Below are 16,764 nucleotides of genomic sequence, written 5' to 3'. Positions count from 1 at the left end.
CAGGAAGTCACAACCGGTCACGAGAGCCCCGGCCTGATCCCCAGTCGTGCAGAAACGATCGGTCCGGACCTCTCGACGCCCCCGATGGCCGGCCGGACGCTGGAACGACCACCCGGCCAGCCTCTATGATCGGCACACTTTCCCGAGTTTCCGGCCCCGGAACGGGCCGGACGACACGACTGCACTGCGGGAGCGAGCGGTGAGCGCACACACGGAAGGACGGGGCCCCGCGACCGTCGCGACACCGGGGGGCGCCCCTCCACTGGTCACGGAGAGTCAGCACATGGCGGCCCCATCCGGCCCCGCGGGGGCCGTCCGATCCCGACCCGGCCGGGGGGCCGAACAACAACTCGCCGACTACCGCGCCGCGTTCAACGCCTCGGAGCTCGCCATGGCCCTCGTCGACCACGAGGGCCTCGTCGTATCCGCGAACGACGCGCTCGCTGCGCTGCTCGGCACCGAACCGGACGCCCTCCGCTCCCGGCCGGCCGCCGATCTCGTCGACCTCGCCTCGGACGGCCTTTCCCTGCGCGCCTACGGCGAGGTGCTGAGCGGGCGGAACCCGCGCCTGCGCTGCACCCGCCGCCTCAACCACGCGGACGGGCGCACCGTCTGGGCCGAGGTGACGGTCACTCCCGTCCCCGGCTGCCGCCGGCTGCTGCTCTCGGCCGCCGACATCACCGACCGCCGCGAGCTCCAGGCGCGGCTGCGGCACCTGCAGATGTACGACCCGGTGACCCGGCTGCCCAACCGGACCCTGTTCTTCGAACGGCTCAGCGGCGCCCTCGGCTCCTCCCCGCACGGCCACGGCGGCACGGGCCGGATCGGGTTGTGCTACCTCGACCTCGACGGCTTCAAGGCGGTCAACGACACCCTCGGCCACCGCATGGGCGACCGGCTGCTCACCGCGGTGGCGTCCCGGCTGGCCGAATGCGCGGAACGGGACGGCCGGGCCCGCGGCGGCACCCATCTGGTGGCCCGGCTCGGCGGCGACGAGTTCGCCGTCCTGGTCGAGGACTCCACCGGTACGGAGCAGCTCGCCGATCTGGCCGGGTCCCTGCTGGCCGCGCTCCAGCAGCCGTTCGACCTGTCGGGGCAGCGGCTGTCCGTCTCGGCCTCGATCGGGGTGGTGGAGCGCGCGGCGGACGGCACCACCGCCACCGGGCTGATGCAGGACGCGGACACGACGCTGTACTGGGCGAAGGCGGACGGCAAGGCCCGCTGGACGTTCTTCGACCCGGAGCGCAACGCCCACCGGATGACCCGTCAGGCACTCTCGTCCATGCTCAGACCGGCGGTGGAGCGCGAGGAGTTCACGCTGGAGTACCAGCCGCTGGTGTGCATGGCGGACGGCGCGGTCCGGGGCGTGGAGGCACTGGTGCGCTGGCGGCACCCCCAGTTCGGCACACTCGCACCGAATCGGTTCATCGGCATCGCCGAGGAGGACGGGTCGATCGTCCAGCTCGGCCGGTGGATCCTGCGCACCGCCTGCCGGCAGGCCCGCGCCTGGGAGCTCGGACACCCGGCGGATCACCCGCTCTTCGTCAGCGTCAACGTCGCCGTGCGCCAGCTGTGGGACTCCGACCTGGTCGCCGACGTGGCAGGGATCCTCCACGAGACGGGCCTCGCGCCGCACCTGCTGCAACTGGAACTCACCGAGTCCGCGGTGATGGGCTCGGCGGGGCGCCCGCTGCGGGTGCTCCAGGCGCTGAGCGACATGGGCGTGCGGATCGCGATCGACGACTTCGGAACGGGCTACTCCAATCTCGCCTATCTCAGCCGCCTTCCGGTGTCCGTGCTGAAGCTCGACGGATCGTTCGTCCGCGGCTTCCGCTACGACGACGGGACGCACCCGAACCCCGCCGACGAGACGATCGTCGAGGCCATGGTCGAGCTGGCCCACCGGCTCGGCCTGACGGTCACCGCCGAGTGCGTCGAGACCTCGGGCCAGGCGGAGCGGCTGCGCCGCATCGGCTGCGACACGGGTCAGGGCTGGCTGTACTCGCGCGCGGTGGCGCCGGACCGGATCGCCGGGATGATCGGGACCAGCCCGCTCACGGTCTGATGCCCGGCGCCGCGGCGCGACCGCCGCGCCCCGCGAACCGGTTCGGTCGCGCTCCGGCAGCCGGTGCGGCGCTCCCGCTCGACCGCCCCGCCCCGGCTGCCGAGTGGGCGCGGGCCCGGGAGGGCCGGTGAGGAGCACCCGGTGTGCGAGCACGGAGCGCGGCGCGCGAAGCGGAGCGCCGGAGCGCCGGCCGACGGACCGGTCCGCCTGCCGGACGGGCCCACCCGGGAGCGGCACGGCAGTCACGGCCCCGCCTCCGGCCGGGCAGGGAGTACCTCACCACCGGCGATCCGGCGGTGCCGACCGGGCAGCACCGCCGCCGCGGCACCGGCCGGCAGGCAGGCACCGCCGACGGCTCACCGGCCCTGGCCGGGCAACCCGTACGCGTCCGCGATCAGCTCGTAGGAGCGCAGCCGGGCCCCGCCGCCGTGGATGTTGGCCGTGATCATCAACTCGTCGGCCCCGGTGCGCTTCTGCAGCTCGTCGAGGCCGGCGCGCACCTCGTCGGGCGTGCCGTGGACGATGTCGGCCAGCCGGCCGGCCACGAACTCCCGCTCCATCGGGCCGAGGCCGTACGCCTCGGCCTCCTCGGGCGCCGGGATCAGCCCCGGCCGCCCCGTGGTCAGCCGCAGCATCGCCAGCGCTCCGGTCATCGCCTGGCGGCGTGCCTCCCGGGCGTCCTCGGAGGCGAGCGCGGCGACGGCGATCAGGGCGTAGGGCGCGTCCAGGACCGGCGAGGGGCGGAAGGAGTCCCGGTACAGCTCCAGCGCGGGCACGGTGCTGCGGGCGGCGAAGTGGTGGGCGAAGGCGAACGGCAGGCCGAGTGCTCCGGCGAGCCGGGCGCTGAAGCCGGAGGAGCCCAGCAGCCAGACGGGGGGCCGGGCAGCGGACTGGACCCCGCCGGGAACGGTGGCCTGCACCGGGCCGGGGACGGCGTGGATCCGGGCGTAGGGGTGGCCGTCCGGGAAGTCGTCGTCGAGGAAGCGGACCAGCTCGGCGAGTTGCTCGGGGAAGTCGTCCGCGCCTTCCCCTCCGGCCTTCGGCCCCCTTCGGTCGGTGCGGCGCAGCGCGGCCGCGGTGGCACCGTCGGTCCCGGGGGCGCGGCCGAGGCCCAGGTCGACCCGTCCCGGCGCCAGGGCCTCCAGGGTGCCGAACTGCTCGGCGATCACCAGCGGGGCGTGGTTGGGCAGCATGACGCCGCCGGAGCCGAGGCGGATGCGCTCGGTGTGGGCGGCGAGATGGGCGAGGATCACGGCCGGGGACGACGAGGCGACACCGGGCATCGCGTGGTGCTCGGCCACCCAGTGCCGGTGGTAGCCGCGCCGCTCGGCGAGTCGGGCGAGTTCCACGCTGGTGCGCAGTGCCTGGCGGGCGGTGCTGCCGCTGCCGACGGTGACCAGGTCGAGTACGGACAGCGGCACGGGGGCGCCGCCCTGCGCCGGTCCGCGGATCCCGTCGGGTCGGCGCGCTGCGTCCGGTGTGTTCGCGGCGTCCGGGGCCTGCGGTGCGTCCGGCGTGTTCGCTGCGTCCGGCGTGTCCACGAGAGGTGCCTCCTGCGTTGCGGTGCGTGTCCCCGGACACAACAGGAGGCAGTCTCCGTTTATTCCGCGGCGCGTGCGGGTGGCGGTGTCCGCCCGCCTTCCGGTCCCTGGCCGGGACGGCCGAACAGGGTCCCGAGGCCGTCCGCCCACGCCCGCCGCCCGGCCAGCCGCAGGCCCTCCCACACGGTCACCTGGTTGGCCGTGAGGACGGGCTTGCCGAGGGCCTCCTCCAGCTCCCGGAGATGGGCGGCCGTGTGCAGCGCGGTGTCCGGCATCAGCACCGCCTCCGCCCGCGGGTCGTCCCCGGCCGAGGCGAGTTCCAGCAGCTGCCCGCGCTCCCAGGTGCCGACCTCGGCGGCCGTGATGATGCCGCTCGCCCTGGCCGCGACGACCTCGATGCCCGCCGTCCGCAGGAACTTCTCGAAGAGCCCGGTCACATCGCCGGGGTAGGTGGCCGCGACCGCCACCCGGCTCACGCCCAGCGCCTCGGCCGCGTGGACGAAGGCGAAGGAGGTGCTCGACGCCGGCAGTCCCGCGGCCCGCGCGAGCTCGCGGACCTGCCGCCGGGCGCCGTCCCGGCCCCGGACGAAGCTGCCGCTGGTACAGGCCCACACGACGGACTCGGCGCCGGCCAGCCGCAGTTGCTCCACACCCGCCGCGAGCCGGTCCGCGGCCCCCATCTCGATCAGCGCGTCCTGACGGTGCGCGTCCTCGCCGATGTCGGTGTGGAAGACGGGCAGCCTGATGTCGCTGTCGAGCAGGAACTCGATCCTGGGGTAGTCGTCCTCGGCCGAGTGCCCCGGGTAGAGGAGTCCGACGGTCGTCATGTCCATCCTTCCTGTTCCTCCGGCTGGGCGACGGGCGGCACGGCCGGCGGCACGGGGGGAGCCGGCGGGGGCGGCGGCTCCTCGTGCGGACCGGCGGTCCGGATCAGCAGGGCCTGGTAGGAGCCGACGGCGTACACGCCGATCCTGCGCAGCGCCGCCCACATCGTGACCTGGTTCGCGGAGAGCACCGGCATGCGCAGCTCCGCCTCCAGCTGGGGTATCGCGTCGTACGTCGGCAGGTTGGTGCAGCTGATGAAGAGGGCGTCCGCCGCGCCCACCACGGCCTGGCGGGCCATGTCCACCACCGACCGGTACGGCACCTTCCAGATGTGCCGGGTCAGTCCGAGAAAGGCACGGCCCGTGACGGCTACCCCCGCCTCGGCCAGGTACTCCTCCAGCGACCTGGTGACCGACTCCGTGTACGGCGTGACGATCGCGACCCTGCGGGCGCCCAGCTCCTCCAGGGCTTCCAGCAGGGCGCCCGAGGTGGTCACCGAGGCGACGTCCCCCGCCGCGGTCATCGCCTCGCACATCGCCCGCTCGCCCGCCACCCCGCCGACGAAACTGCCGCTGGTGCAGGCGTAGGCGACGACCTCCGGTTCGGAGGCGGCCAGCGCACGGACCGCCTCACCGAGGGTCTCGTGCTCGCTGACCAGCCGGGCCAGGTCGAGCGAGACCTCGACGGGCACGAACGGGGTCCGGGTCAGCCGCAGTGAGACGCCGTCGGGCACCCAACGCCACAGCTCCCGGTCGAGTGCGAAGTCGAACGGGGCGACCACCCCGATCCCGCGCTGCGGGTCGGGGCCGCCCTGAAGCGAAACCGCGAGGGACACATCCATCACAGGCCCCCTCATTTACGTCTTGTTGACGACGGTAGGTTCGGGTGCGAGCGTGGGTCAATCCGTACATCTCAGACGTTCAGAAACGGTTTCCGCACGATGTCACTACCGGTTCTCCTCGTACTGGAAGCAGACCCTCCGCCTCGGCTCGGCAGCCTCACCGGACGCGCCGACGTCCGCTACGCCGACGCCGGCTCGCTGGCCAGGGCACTTCCCGGAGCCGACGCCCTGCTGGTGTGGGACTTCACCTCCGACGCGGTGCGTCTGGCCTGGCCGGGACGCGGCCCCCGGCCGCGCTGGGTGCACACCCCGAGCGCCGGCGTCGACCGGCTGCTCTGCCCCGAGTTCTCGGCCTCCGACACGGTCCTGACCAACGCCCGGGGGATCTTCGAGCAGCCCATCGCCGAGTACGTGGCCGCCCTGGTCCTCACGATGGCCAAGGACCTGCCGGGCACCCTGGAACTCCAGCGGCAGCGGAGGTGGCAGCACCGCGAGTCCCTGCCGGTGGCCGGCAGCCGGGCGGTCGTGGCCGGCGCCGGGCCGATCGGGCTGGCGATCGCCCGCACGCTGCGGGCCCTCGGCCTGGAGGTCGCCGTCACCGGGCGCAGTGCCCGCACGGGGGTGCACGGCGCCGACGAACTGGACGGGCTGCTCGCCCGCGCCGACTGGGTCGTGTGCGCGGCCCCGCTGACGGACGCCACCCGGGGCATGTTCGGCGCCCGGAGGTTCTCCCTGATGCGCCCGACGGCCCGCTTCGTCAACGTCGGGCGGGGCGCGCTGGTGGTCGAGGAGGAGCTGGTCTCGGCGCTCGCCGGACGGCGGATCGCGGGGGCCGCCCTGGACGTCTTCGAGGAGGAGCCGCTGGGGCCGGACAGTCCGCTGTGGGACGTTCCCGGCCTGATCCTCTCGCCGCACATGAGCGGGGACACCGTCGGCTGGCGCGATCGGCTGGGCGAGCAGTTCGTCGAACTGTTCGACCTCTGGTCGGCCGGAAAGCCGCTGCCGAACGTGGTCGACAAGAAACGTGGGTACGTCCCCTCCCATGACTCCCAAGACTCCCATGACCCCCCTGACTCCCATGGCTCCTGAGCCGAACGACCTGAGCGCCCTGACCGCACGCCGCCTCATCGCCGGCTACCGGCGCGGCGACTTCTCCCCGCTGGAGGCGGTCCGCGCGGTCCTCGACCGGGCCGAGGCGGCGCAGCGCCTGACCAACGCGTTCGTCCGGATCGACGGCGAGCAGGCGCTCGAGCAGGCTGCGGCGGCCACCGAGCGCCGCCGCAGAAAGGAGCCGCTCGGACCGCTCGACGGCGTGCCCGTCACGGTCAAGGACATCTTCCTGCAGGCCGGAGGGCCGACGCTGCGGGGCTCACGGGCGGTCCGTCCGGACGCCTCCGCCTGGGACGAGGACGCCCCGGCCGTGGCGAGGCTGCGGGAGCAGGGCGCGGTGCTCGTCGGCAAGACGACGACCCCGGAGTTCGGCTGGAAGGGCGTCACGGACTCCCCGCTGACCGGGGTGACCCGCAATCCGTACGACCCCTCCCGCACGGCGGGCGGGTCCAGCGGCGGGAGCGCGGCGGCGGTGGCACTGGGTGCGGCCCCGCTGTCGATCGGGACCGACGGTGGGGGCTCGGTGCGCATCCCCGCGTCGTTCTGCGGGATCTTCGGGCTGAAGCCGACGTACGGCCGGATCCCGCTCTATCCGTCGAGCCCCTTCGGCACACTGGCGCACGCCGGGCCGATGGCCCGGGACGCCGCCGACGCGGCCCTGCTGCTGGACGCGGTCAGCGGCCCGGACTGGCGGGACTGGTCGCAGGCGGCGCCCGCACCGCCCGCGGCCGACGGCCTGGCGGAGGGGGTCAAGGGGCTGCGGATCGCGTTCTCCCCGTCCTTCGGCGGCCAGGTGGCGGTCCGTCCTGCGGTGGCGTCCGCGGTGCGCGCCGCGGTGGGCCGGCTGGCCGGGCTGGGCGCGTACATCGAAGAGGCCGATCCGGACATCGCCGACCCGGTGGACACCTTCCACACCCTGTGGTTCACCGGGGCGGCACGCCTGGTGCAGCACTTCGGCGGGGAGCAGCGGGAGCTGCTGGACCCGGGGCTGCGGGAGGTCTGCGCCGAGGGGGAGCGCGCCTCGGCACTCGACTACCTCGCCGCCGTCGACGCCCGGATGGACCTCGGACGCCGGCTGGGAAGGTTCCACACCGGGTACGACCTGCTGGTCACACCGACGCTGCCGGTCACCGCCTTCGAGGCGGGCGCGGAGGTGCCGGGGGGCTCGGCGCATCGCCGCTGGACGGGCTGGACCCCGTTCACCTACCCGTTCAACCTCACCCAGCAGCCGGCGGCGACGGTGCCGTGCGGGGTGGATGAGGACGGTCTGCCGGTGGGGGTCCAGCTGGTCGGCCCCCGCCACGCGGACGCCCTGGTGCTGCGCGCGGCGCACGCGCTCTATGTGTCGGGCGCGGCGGCCGTACCGCCGCCGTCCACCGGGTGACGAGCCGCCGGACGGCAGGCGGACCCCGGCTCCGGGGCCGGAGCCGGAGCCGGAGCCGGAGCCGATGCCCCGGTGCCGTCGAACGGCCCCCAGCCCCGTGTGCCGGAACAGGCACTCCGGCAGCCGACCCGTACGAGCGCTGGGCACGGGCCCCTCCGGGTCACACCCGCCGGAACGACAGCGCCTCGCCGAGCGCGCCCGCGCGCCACAGGTCCTGGCAGGCGCCGGCCATCCGGTCGAGGCCGTCGACCACCTGGCCCCACACGATGCCCGGTACCCAGCCCGTGTCGCCGTTGAGCAGCAGGTTGTTGCGTTCGTAGAAGAGTGCGAGGTCCACGGTCACCGGCCGGGACAGGTCCCGGTCGTACCCGTACGCCGCCGTCCCCAGTTCGGTGCCGCTGAAGGTGAAATAGCACAGGTCGCCCGGGATCGGTGTCACCGTCGGGTTCTCCAGCGGTGGCTCCCGGTCGGCGAACGCGGGGAACAGGGCGTAGATCTCGTTGCGTGCGTACTTGGCGTGGTAGACGTCGCCCCCGAGCGGCAGCGCGTCCCATACGGCCTGGCAGGTCAGGGGCGCCCGGTCGTCCAGGAGCCGTGCGGTGCAGCGCACTTTGCGCCGGGTGAGGGAGACTTCGATGAATCGATCGGCCATTGCCCAGGCATACCCCGCCTGAGCCCGGGTAGCCGCGCCGCCATGGCTCCAGACACGGCACCAGAGACCAGACACGCGGTACGCAGACGAAGTCTGCTGCTGGGGACCGCCGGCGCGCTCGGTGCGGCCGGCGCCGCCGGAGCGGCGGGCTGCGCACGGGTCCCCTCCGGCGACGGGCTGGCCCGGCTGAGATCCCAGGGCACGGTGCGGCTCGGCATCGCGGGCGAGGTGCCGTACGGCTACATCGACGAGCAGGGCGAGTTCACCGGAGAGGCCCCGGAGCTCGCCAAGGTGGTCTTCCAGCGGCTCGGGGTGGCGAACGTGCAGCCCGTGGCGACCGACTTCGCCTCCCTGATACCCGGCCTCAACTCGCAGCAGTTCGACGTCGTTTCCGCCGGGATGTACATCAACAGGGAACGCTGCGCACAGGTCCTCTTCTCCGATCCCGAGTACCAGATGCTCGACGCCTTCATCGTGGCCAAGGGCAATCCGAAGGAGCTGCACGACTACCGGGACGTGGTGCGGACCAAGGCGAGGTTCGCCACGGGAACCGGTTACGCCGAGATCGGCTACGCCGTGGCGGCCGGATACCCCGAGAAGGACATCGTCATCCTCCAGGACCAGGTGGCCGGACTCAACGCCGTCGAGTCCGGGCGCGTGGACGTCTTCGCCGGGACCGCGCTCACCACCCGGCAGGTGGTGCGCAAGAGCCGGAAAGCCGAGGCCACCAAGCCGTTCGCGGCGATCGTCGACGGCAAGGAGAAGATCGACGGCGGCGGGTTCGCCTTCCGGAAGACGGACGCCGAACTGCGGGACGCCTTCAACGCCGAGATCCACAAGATGAAGCGGAGCGGCGAGCTCTTCCGCATCCTGAGCCGGTTCGGCTTCACGGAGGCCGAGATGACCGAGCTCACGGCGAAGGAGCTGTGCCGATGACGTCCGGACTCTGGCAGAACTGGGTACTCCCGGGCATCTGGATCACCGTCCAGCTCACCCTCTACAGCGCCGCGCTGGCCACCGCCGTGGCGTTCGGCGTCGGCATGGCCAGAACGCACCGTTCGAAGGCCGTCCGCTTCGCCGCGGCCTTCTACACCGAGGTGTTCCGCGGGACGTCGGCGCTGGTGCTGATGTTCTGGCTGTTCTTCGTCCTGCCACCGCTGCTGGGCTGGCAGCTGGTGCCCATGTGGGCGGCAGTGCTCGCGCTCGGCCTGTCCTACGGCGCGTACGGCGCGGAGATCGTGCGCGGCGCGCTGAACGCCGTCGCGCCGGCCCAGCAGGAGGCCGGTGTCGCGCTCAGCTTCACCCCCTGGCAGCGGATGCGGCTGATCATGCTGCCGCAGGCCGTGCCGGAGATGATCCCGTCCTTCGGCAACCTGGCGGTCGAACTGCTCAAGGGCACGGCGCTGGTGTCGCTGCTGGGTGTGGGCGACGTGTCGTTCGCGGCCTACCTGGTGCGGCTGGCCACCCAGGAGACCGCCCAGATCTACACCGTCACACTGGTGATCTACTTCGTGCTCGCGTTCCTCATCACCCGCTCGATGAAGGCGCTGGAACGGAAGACCAAGGCGAACCTGGGGGTGGCGGTCAAGTGACCTGGGACTGGTCCGCGGTCGCGGACTTCATGCCGCGCTTCTGGGACGGCGTGCTCGTCACGCTGCAGATCCTGGTACTCGGCTCGCTGCTGTCCTTCACGCTCGGCCTGGTCTGGGCACTGGCGCTGCGCTCCGAGTCGCGCTTCGTGCGCTGGCCCGTGGGGCTCGTCACCGAGTTCATCCGGAACACCCCGCTGCTGGTGCAGCTGTTCTTCCTGTTCTTCGTCCTGCCGGAGTGGGGGGTGCAGTTCTCCGCCCTCGCCACCGGCACGCTCGCGATCGGGCTGCACTACTCGACCTACACCGCGCAGGTCTACCGGGCCGGCATCGACGCCGTGCCGGCCGGGCAGTGGGAGGCGGCGACGGCGCTGAGCCTGCCCGCCCACCGGACCTGGACCGCCGTGATCCTGCCGCAGGCGGTCCGCCGGATCGCGCCCGCCCTCGGCAACTACGTCATCGCGATGCTCAAGGACACCCCGCTGCTGGCCGGTATCGGCGTGCTGGAGATGCTCCAGCAGTCCCGGCTGGAGAGCGCGGCGACCTTCCAGTACACGGAGCCGCTGACGGTCGTCGGCATCGCCTTCATCCTCATCGCCTATCCGGCATCCCTGCTCGTACGGACCCTGGAGCGCCGCCTTGCCCGCTGACACCGGCCACACCGTGCCGAACGACGAACTCATCCGCTTCACCAACGTCACCAAGCGCTTCGGGGACAACACCGTCCTGGACGACCTGTGCTTCTCGGTCCGCCCGGGCAAGCACGTCACGCTGATCGGGCCCTCCGGGTCCGGGAAGACGACCATCCTGCGCCTGCTGATGACGCTGACGATGCCCGACTCGGGCACCATCGACGTCGACGGGGGCCGGCTGTTCCCGGCCGACGAGCGGCAGCGAAGAGAGGTCCGCAAGAGGATCGGCATGGTCTTCCAGCAGTTCAACCTCTTCCCCAACATGACCGTGCTGCGCAACATCACCGAGGCCCCGGTGCGGGTGCTCGGGCTCTCCGGGGACGAGGCGGAGGAGCGTGCCCGCGGGCTGCTGGACCTGGTCGGCCTCGCCGACCGTGCCGGCGCGCGGCCCTCCCAGCTGTCGGGCGGCCAGCAGCAGCGGGTGGCCATCGCCCGGGCGCTCGCGATGCGGCCGCGGGTGCTGCTGCTGGACGAGGTGACGTCGGCGCTCGACCCGGAGCTGGTCGCGGGGGTGCTCGACGTCCTCCGGGACATCGCCCGCACCACCGACATCACCATGCTCTGCGTGACGCACGAGATGAACTTCGCCCGGGACATCTCCGACGAGGTCCTGATGTTCGACGCAGGGAAGGTCATCGAGTCCGGGCCCCCGGAGAAGATGTTCTCCGAACCCGAGAACGCCCGTACCCGCGAGTTCCTGGGCGCGGTGCTCTGACCTCTCATTCCGGGCATCATCGGTGACGCCGGCATGTGCCGAGGCCGTGCGCCCCGGGCCCCGCGCCCGGGGCGCGCACATTTCTCGCCAACGGCTGCCCGCCGGAAGGTCCTTGGCGGCTATCGTGGTACGGAAGCTTGCGGTCACAACCTGGTAGGGGGAAACCGTGGCGCTGAAGCCCGAGCCGACCGCGCCGTTCCACTCGGTGCAGTACGCCCTGCGTGTCCTGGAGACGATCTCCCGGCACGGCAGAGGAGTGACCGATGTCCAGATAGCCCGCGAGACCGGGCTGCCGACCGGCCATCTCACTCCCCTGCTGCTGATGCTCCGCCGCGAGGGCTATGTGGAGCAGGTGGCGGACGGGGCGTATGTGACCGGCGACTCCCTGATCCTGCTGGCCTCCGGCGGGAGCCGGCGCGAGGCCCTGGAGCACAAGCTCCAGGACACGCTCGGCGAGCTGCGCGACTCGGTCGGCGCGGCCGTCTACATCAGCCGCTATATCGACGGCGAGGTCAAGATCACCCAGTTCGCGGACGGCCCCCGCACCCCCAAGGTCAACGAGTGGGTCGACTTCCGCTCGGCGGCGCACGCCAGCGCGGTCGGCAAGTGCCTGCTGACCCAGCTCGACCAGAACGGCCGCCGCGACCACCTCGCCCGCCACAGGATCGCCCGGCTCACCTCCAGGACGATCACCAACGAGAAGATCCTCTTCTCGAAGCTGGACGCCCAGCCGCCCACGGTCCCGGTGCTCGACCTCCAGGAGTACGCGGTGGGCACCGTCTGCGCGGCGGTACCGCTGACGGCCGGTTCCGCCGTGGGCTGTCTGGCGCTCTCCCTCCCCATCGAGCACGCCCACCGGCTGCGCGCCGCGGCCGACACCCTGAACCGCCGGGCGGCTCCGGTGGTGCTGTCGCTGACCCTCTGACCGGCCCGGCCGGGAGTCCCCGGACCGGCGAGACGATGTGCTCCCGGCCGCCCGGGGGTCGGGAGCACCCCCTGGGACCGGGTAGGATGACGTTCGTCGTCAGCCGCCGAGAGCGGCGGAGACGGCAGCCCGCGCCGCTAGCTCAGTTGGTTAGAGCAGCTGACTCTTAATCAGCGGGTCCGGGGTTCGAGTCCCTGGCGGCGCACCACCTCCCGAGGGGCCCTCGCAGTCGCGAGGGCCCCTCGGACCGCTTCCGGTCCCGGCCCAGCTCGCCGGCCGTGACAGCGGCAGGAACACGGCCGGTCCCGTCAGGGAGTCTCCGCGCCGCTCGTCCTCGCCGTGCAGAACGCCACCGTCAGGTCCCTGACCAGGGCCTTGCGCTCATCGTCGTCGAAATCCACCAGACCCCGCAGCGTCAGCCGCCGCACCGTGTCGTCCACCGCGTCGACCACCGAGCCGAGCATGGTGACGCGCCGCTCGGCCTCCAGGACCGCCACCCGGCGGCGGCGCATGGCCGCGGCCACCTCGGGCGCGTACCCGATCCGCGTCGGCTGCGCCGAGAAGACGTCGATCCCGACCGGGGCGCACTCGGCCGCGAGCGTCTTCGTCAGGGCGTCGCCGACGGCCTCGGCATTGCGGAGCTCGGGACGCACGTCGAGTGAGCGGCCCCGGCCCGCGGGCGGGCCCGAGGCGTCGGCGGGAAGCCGGGAGAACACACGGGACAGGGCGGCCTCCACCTGCTCCCGCAGATACGCCTCGTGGTCCGCGAGCCCGAGTACGGCCCTGGCCGTGTCCCTGACCCGCCACACCACGAGGACGACCGCTTCGAGCGCGGTCCCGTCGGCGTCTACCGACGGCATGGGATCGCTGCGCCAGTGCCGGAGCCGTACGTCCACCCGCCTGCGGAGCAGCAGCGGGCTCACCCACAGCAGACCGCTGCGGCGGACGGTGCCGCGGTACTCCCCGTACAGCGTCAGCACCCACGCATGACCCGCCTTGCCGCGGGCCAGCCCGCCGAACGTGAACAAGGCGACGGTGAGGGACACGGCGAGCAGCGCCCAGTGCACGAACCCGATTCCGACGTAGGGCCGTTCGCCCAGTCCGAAGAACGTGGTCACCTCGGGCGGGAAGGCTCCCGCCCAGTGCAGCACGGCCGCGCAGCCGACAAGGGAGAGGGCCCCTGCGAGCAGAGCCGCCCAGCCGGGCAGAACCGGGCCGGGCCGCTCCGTCAGCCTGGGGTCGGGCGGGGGTGCGGCCCGCCGGCCGGGCCGGCCGGTGCGCCGCGTGGAGCCGCGCCCGACGGGGAGTGCCACCGGGGGCATGGCGATGGTGTCAGGCCCGCCGTCGCCGTCGGCGTCCCCGCCCGGCCCGTCCGCGCCCGGGCTGTCCGCACCCGGGCCGCTCCGGCGGTCCTTGAGCCACGCGGGGCCGGTGGCGCCCGCGGGGCCGGCCGGCACGGATGTTCCGTTGTGCGGGCGGGCGGTGCCCGCGCCTTCGGCCGCCTCCTTCCGCCTGCCCGCACCGGCCTTCTCCGCCGCGCCCTGGGTGCCCGCTCCGGCGGAGGCGACGGCGTCGCGATAGAGCAGATGGACGGGGATGGCCCCGGTGGCCTCGGTGCCGATGACGACCGTCCGGCGACCGCCCGCGCCGCTGAACTGCCGCTCGAGGCGCTGGGTCGCGGGCCCGCCGTCGCGCACACCGCTCCGCTCCGTCCCGCCCCTCGCACCGCTCTTCGTCCAGCCTTCCGTCCCTTCGGTACCGGACGGGGTGTCCGGGGGGGTACCGGCCGGACCGGGACCCGTCGCGCCGGCACCCGTCGAGGGGGGACCCGCCTCGGGCGCGGCGGGCGGGGTGGGCGCGGCGGGCGGGGTGGGCGCGGCGGGAACGGCGGAAACGGGCGCAACAGGCGGAACGGGTGCTGCCTCCGCGGCACCTGCCGTGGGGGCGCCGGCCGCGCCGCGAACGGCCGCGGTGGAGCCGGGCCGGGCAGCACCGTCCGCCCAGGAGTCCGAGGCGGACCCGCCGCCGACGGGGGTCTCCTGGTCCGAGGCCGGCAGTCCGGCCCCCGTGGACGCGCCGCGTGCGGTGCCGTCGTACGCGGCCCGGGAAGCGTGCGCCTCACCGGCGCCGGGCGGGGTGGGCGCGGCGAGGCGGTCGGCGGCGGCGTGTGCGTCAGGGGTACCGAGGGGACGGGCGGTACCGGCCCGGGCGGGAGCACCGGCCGGGTTGAGGAGGCCGTACCCGTCGACGGGGCCGGGAGCGCCATGGGCGCCGAGCGGGTCGGCGGCGTTCCCCGAGCCGGCGCCCGGCACGTCGGGTGCGGCGGCGGACGCGACATCGGTCCGTGGGCCGGCGGGGGCGGCGGGCAGGGGCGGGCCGGCGGCCGTGACGCCCGCGGCGGGGAGCCCCACACCGCGAATGGCCGCCGGGGCCGAGGTCAGCCGGCCGAGCGTCAGGGGAGGACCCGGTGGGTCCTCGGAGTAGGGGGTTGTCGGGTTCACCGCGGTCGCCTCCTCGCGGGGTCGGTGCACATCGGACGGGTGGGTCATGAGAAGAGCCGCTGCCAGGTCTCGGGGCCCGGGTAGCCGTCTGCCGCCGCGCCGCGCCAGCCCTGGGCGTGCTGGAACGCCCGGGTGGCCTGCCGGTGCCCCTCCCCCCAGCGCGACCCCGGATCGTCGGTGCCGCCGACGTCGAAGCCGTACCCTGCCAGCAGTCCGCCGAGCTGCATGACGTACGCGTTGTCCTCGCCGGGCCCGAAGACCTCCGCGCCGGGGAACCCGGTTTCCCCGTCTCCCGTGAGTCGCGCGTCCCCCGGACCCACGTCCTTGAGCGCCTTGTAGCGGTAGGCCTCGTACTGGCCGGAGTTGCTCCAGTAGGCCAGGGGCGTGATCTGTCGGCGGGTGTGCGGCCTGGTCTGCTCGTACGCGACGTACTTCGTGTGCGTGTCGTCCGCCCAGCCCCCGAAGACCGTCACATGGGAGCCCTGCGACGGATCGTCCGCGTTGTGGAAGAGCAGGATGTCGCCGGGCTGCAGATCCTGGTGTGCGATGCGCGTTCCGAACCGGGCCAGGCTGCCCGTCCATTCGTTGCCCGGAAGGTGCCAGGCCATGGAGACGTAACCCGAGCAGTCCTGCCGGTAGCCGTCCGCCCAGTACCTGCTCATGGAGTACGGGACCTTTGCGTTCACCCAGCGCTTCGCCCGGCTCATGATGTCGGATCGGGCCATGGTGCGCAGGCCGGCGGTTCCGGCGGGCCCGGCGGGGGGTCCACCGTGCAGCGGTTCCCGGCTGCCCTGCCACGTGGCCGGGTCGGGGTCCGGCTCGCGAGCGGCCCCGGCCGGCTCACCGGTCCGGGGGCCCTCCGCGGCGGCACGGTCCGTCACGCCTGCGGGGCCGCCTCCCGCGCGATCCGCCCCCGCGGGTTCGGCCCGCGACCGCGCCCCGGCTGAGGTCCGCGACCGCTGCGGCCGATCCTGCTGCGCGCGGGCGTCCGCCCGGCCCGGCCGCGGCGCGGGCGGCGCGGCCCGCGGTGCCGCCGCCTCCGGGGCGGACGGTGGGGAGTGCCGCGCACCGGAAGCGGCGAGCGCTCCCGTGCCCCCGCCGCCCAGGACCGCTCCGGCGAGGGTGACCAGGACGAGAGCACGACGGACGCCGGGTGCGGCCGGGTGGCCCCCGGCGCGTACCGGCACGGCACGGACCCGTTCCCTCCGCCGGGCGCAGCCGGGGCAGCCGGGGTCTCCGGCCGGCTGGTACTCGTCGAACACCGGAACGGTCATCCCTCGCCCCTTCAGCAGATCCACCGCTCTCTTTCGCCATGACAAATCGCATTTTGACTGAACAAAGAGAAAAAACGACCATCCGACAGGCCGGAACGCGCGAGGAAATGGTCAGGAGCATCACCGAGGGTCCGGTAAAGTTCTCCGGGTCAGCAGGCGCCGCTAGCTCAGTTGGTTAGAGCAGCTGACTCTTAATCAGCGGGTCCGGGGTTCGAGTCCCTGGCGGCGCACTCGCGGTCAGTTCGCTGACCTGGGCGCCCTTGGTTTCCAAGGGCGCCTTTTCGCATGGGCGCGAACCCCCGCGCAGCCCCCGTACGGCCCCCGCGCAGCGCCGGGCCCGCGGAGCCCGAGGCGGTCGGCGCACGACGGCACGGCGGGCGGGACGCGCCCGACCGGGACATCCGCCCCCCAGGCACCCATCCGACCGGGACATCCGGAGCGGCGGCGGCACGGGAGGGGCCGCGGCCGCCCTTGCGATCACACCCCCCGCTCGGGGACTCTGTGCTCTGAGTCCGCGGCCCTGAGGGGCAGCGGGCTCAAGCAGTTGCGGCTTGGGGTGATTCGCGGAGATCCTCCGGCCGCGGCCGGCCCGTACCGGGGGTCCCGTTCGTCGACGAACGCGGAGACGGGCATCATGCAACCGGAAGACC

At 73.6% G+C, this 16,764-nt stretch carries 14 protein-coding genes and 2 tRNA genes; 10 read left to right on the top strand and 6 right to left on the bottom strand.

The window, feature by feature from the left end; translation table 11 throughout:
• Window positions 1-199 precede the first annotated feature (199 nt).
• Entirely contained in the window at window positions 200-2,065 is a 1,866-nt protein-coding gene (locus tag SCWH03_RS00740; RefSeq protein WP_173260545.1) for a putative bifunctional diguanylate cyclase/phosphodiesterase, read from the top strand.
• 356 nt (window positions 2,066-2,421) lie between these two features.
• On the opposite strand, the gene SCWH03_RS00735 is transcribed toward SCWH03_RS00740, so the two are convergent.
• The 3 genes from SCWH03_RS00735 to SCWH03_RS00725 form a co-directional block, all read right to left on the bottom strand.
• Window positions 2,422-3,516, bottom strand: a complete 1,095-nt coding sequence (locus SCWH03_RS00735; protein ID WP_173261339.1) for an LLM class flavin-dependent oxidoreductase — start codon at window positions 3,514-3,516, stop codon at window positions 2,422-2,424.
• A 149-nt stretch (window positions 3,517-3,665) separates the two neighbouring features.
• Entirely contained in the window at window positions 3,666-4,433 is a 768-nt protein-coding gene (locus SCWH03_RS00730; protein ID WP_173260543.1) for a maleate cis-trans isomerase family protein, read from the bottom strand.
• Window positions 4,430-5,272 (bottom strand): maleate cis-trans isomerase family protein, encoded by an 843-nt coding sequence (locus SCWH03_RS00725; protein ID WP_173260541.1) that lies wholly within the window; start codon window positions 5,270-5,272, stop codon window positions 4,430-4,432. Before SCWH03_RS00725 ends, SCWH03_RS00730 begins: the two co-directional genes overlap by 4 nt.
• Before the next feature lie 99 nt (window positions 5,273-5,371).
• On the opposite strand from SCWH03_RS00725, the gene SCWH03_RS00720 reads away from it, so the two are divergent.
• Together SCWH03_RS00720 and SCWH03_RS00715 are read left to right on the top strand one after the other, a co-directional pair.
• Entirely contained in the window at window positions 5,372-6,361 is a 990-nt protein-coding gene (locus tag SCWH03_RS00720) for a D-2-hydroxyacid dehydrogenase (protein ID WP_173260539.1), read from the top strand.
• Entirely contained in the window at window positions 6,351-7,766 is a 1,416-nt protein-coding gene (locus tag SCWH03_RS00715) for an amidase (RefSeq protein ID WP_173260537.1), read from the top strand. Before SCWH03_RS00720 ends, SCWH03_RS00715 begins: the two co-directional genes overlap by 11 nt.
• A 160-nt stretch (window positions 7,767-7,926) precedes the next feature.
• On the opposite strand, the gene SCWH03_RS00710 is transcribed toward SCWH03_RS00715, so the two are convergent.
• Window positions 7,927-8,418, bottom strand: a complete 492-nt coding sequence (locus tag SCWH03_RS00710) for a DUF3830 family protein (RefSeq protein WP_173260535.1) — start codon at window positions 8,416-8,418, stop codon at window positions 7,927-7,929.
• Between the two features lie 42 nt (window positions 8,419-8,460).
• On the opposite strand from SCWH03_RS00710, the gene ehuB reads away from it, so the two are divergent.
• The 6 genes from ehuB to SCWH03_RS00680 all read left to right on the top strand — a co-directional run bounded on the left by ehuB (window position 8,461) and on the right by SCWH03_RS00680 (window position 12,547).
• Entirely contained in the window at window positions 8,461-9,354 is an 894-nt protein-coding gene (gene ehuB, locus SCWH03_RS00705) for an ectoine/hydroxyectoine ABC transporter substrate-binding protein EhuB (protein ID WP_173260533.1), read from the top strand.
• Complete coding sequence (gene ehuC, locus SCWH03_RS00700; protein WP_173260531.1) at window positions 9,351-10,010, top strand: ectoine/hydroxyectoine ABC transporter permease subunit EhuC; 660 nt, start codon at window positions 9,351-9,353, stop codon at window positions 10,008-10,010. Before ehuB ends, ehuC begins: the two co-directional genes overlap by 4 nt.
• Window positions 10,007-10,657 carry an ectoine/hydroxyectoine ABC transporter permease subunit EhuD gene (gene ehuD / locus SCWH03_RS00695; RefSeq protein WP_173260529.1) on the top strand — a complete coding sequence of 217 codons (651 nt, stop codon included), beginning with the start codon at window positions 10,007-10,009 and terminating at the stop codon, window positions 10,655-10,657. Before ehuC ends, ehuD begins: the two co-directional genes overlap by 4 nt.
• Complete coding sequence (locus tag SCWH03_RS00690) at window positions 10,647-11,414, top strand: amino acid ABC transporter ATP-binding protein (protein ID WP_173260527.1); 768 nt, start codon at window positions 10,647-10,649, stop codon at window positions 11,412-11,414. Before ehuD ends, SCWH03_RS00690 begins: the two co-directional genes overlap by 11 nt.
• Before the next feature lie 166 nt (window positions 11,415-11,580).
• Entirely contained in the window at window positions 11,581-12,339 is a 759-nt protein-coding gene (locus SCWH03_RS00685) for an IclR family transcriptional regulator (RefSeq protein WP_173260524.1), read from the top strand.
• A gap of 131 nt (window positions 12,340-12,470) precedes the next feature.
• Window positions 12,471-12,547 (top strand) — tRNA-Lys (locus tag SCWH03_RS00680).
• Window positions 12,548-12,647: 100 nt separating this feature from the next.
• Here SCWH03_RS00680 and SCWH03_RS00675 read toward each other — a convergent pair.
• Together SCWH03_RS00675 and SCWH03_RS28710 are read right to left on the bottom strand one after the other, a co-directional pair.
• Entirely contained in the window at window positions 12,648-14,840 is a 2,193-nt protein-coding gene (locus SCWH03_RS00675) for an SPFH domain-containing protein (RefSeq protein ID WP_254076477.1), read from the bottom strand.
• 44 nt (window positions 14,841-14,884) lie between these two features.
• The gene (locus tag SCWH03_RS28710) at window positions 14,885-15,565 is read right to left on the bottom strand and encodes a peptidoglycan-binding protein (protein ID WP_254076476.1); all 681 of its coding nucleotides are present in this window, start codon (window positions 15,563-15,565) and stop codon (window positions 14,885-14,887) included.
• 705 nt (window positions 15,566-16,270) lie between these two features.
• Here SCWH03_RS28710 and SCWH03_RS00665 point away from each other — a divergent pair.
• Window positions 16,271-16,344: transfer RNA gene (locus tag SCWH03_RS00665), tRNA-Lys, on the top strand.
• Window positions 16,345-16,764: the final 420 nt, after the last annotated feature.

This window comes from Streptomyces pacificus (assembly GCF_011766325.1).
GTDB classification, from domain to species: Bacteria; Actinomycetota; Actinomycetes; order Streptomycetales; family Streptomycetaceae; genus Streptomyces; species Streptomyces pacificus.
Note: the sequence above shows the minus strand (reverse complement) of the source record. Positions and strands in the feature narration are given on the sequence as shown.

What these genes read in the sequence shown, in the direction of transcription:
- SCWH03_RS00730 (WP_173260543.1), bottom strand. Translation starts at nt 4,433, where the DNA reads ATGACGACCGTCGGACTCCTCTACCCGGGGCACTCGGCCGAGGACGAC.
- SCWH03_RS00725 (WP_173260541.1), bottom strand. Translation starts at nt 5,272, where the DNA reads ATGGATGTGTCCCTCGCGGTTTCGCTTCAGGGCGGCCCCGACCCGCAG.
- SCWH03_RS00720 (WP_173260539.1), top strand. Translation starts at nt 5,372, where the DNA reads ATGTCACTACCGGTTCTCCTCGTACTGGAAGCAGACCCTCCGCCTCGG.
- SCWH03_RS00715 (WP_173260537.1), top strand. Translation starts at nt 6,351, where the DNA reads ATGGCTCCTGAGCCGAACGACCTGAGCGCCCTGACCGCACGCCGCCTC.
- SCWH03_RS00710 (WP_173260535.1), bottom strand. Translation starts at nt 8,418, where the DNA reads ATGGCCGATCGATTCATCGAAGTCTCCCTCACCCGGCGCAAAGTGCGC.
- ehuB (WP_173260533.1), top strand. Translation starts at nt 8,461, where the DNA reads ATGGCTCCAGACACGGCACCAGAGACCAGACACGCGGTACGCAGACGA.
- ehuC (WP_173260531.1), top strand. Translation starts at nt 9,351, where the DNA reads ATGACGTCCGGACTCTGGCAGAACTGGGTACTCCCGGGCATCTGGATC.
- SCWH03_RS28710 (WP_254076476.1), bottom strand. Translation starts at nt 15,565, where the DNA reads ATGGCCCGATCCGACATCATGAGCCGGGCGAAGCGCTGGGTGAACGCA.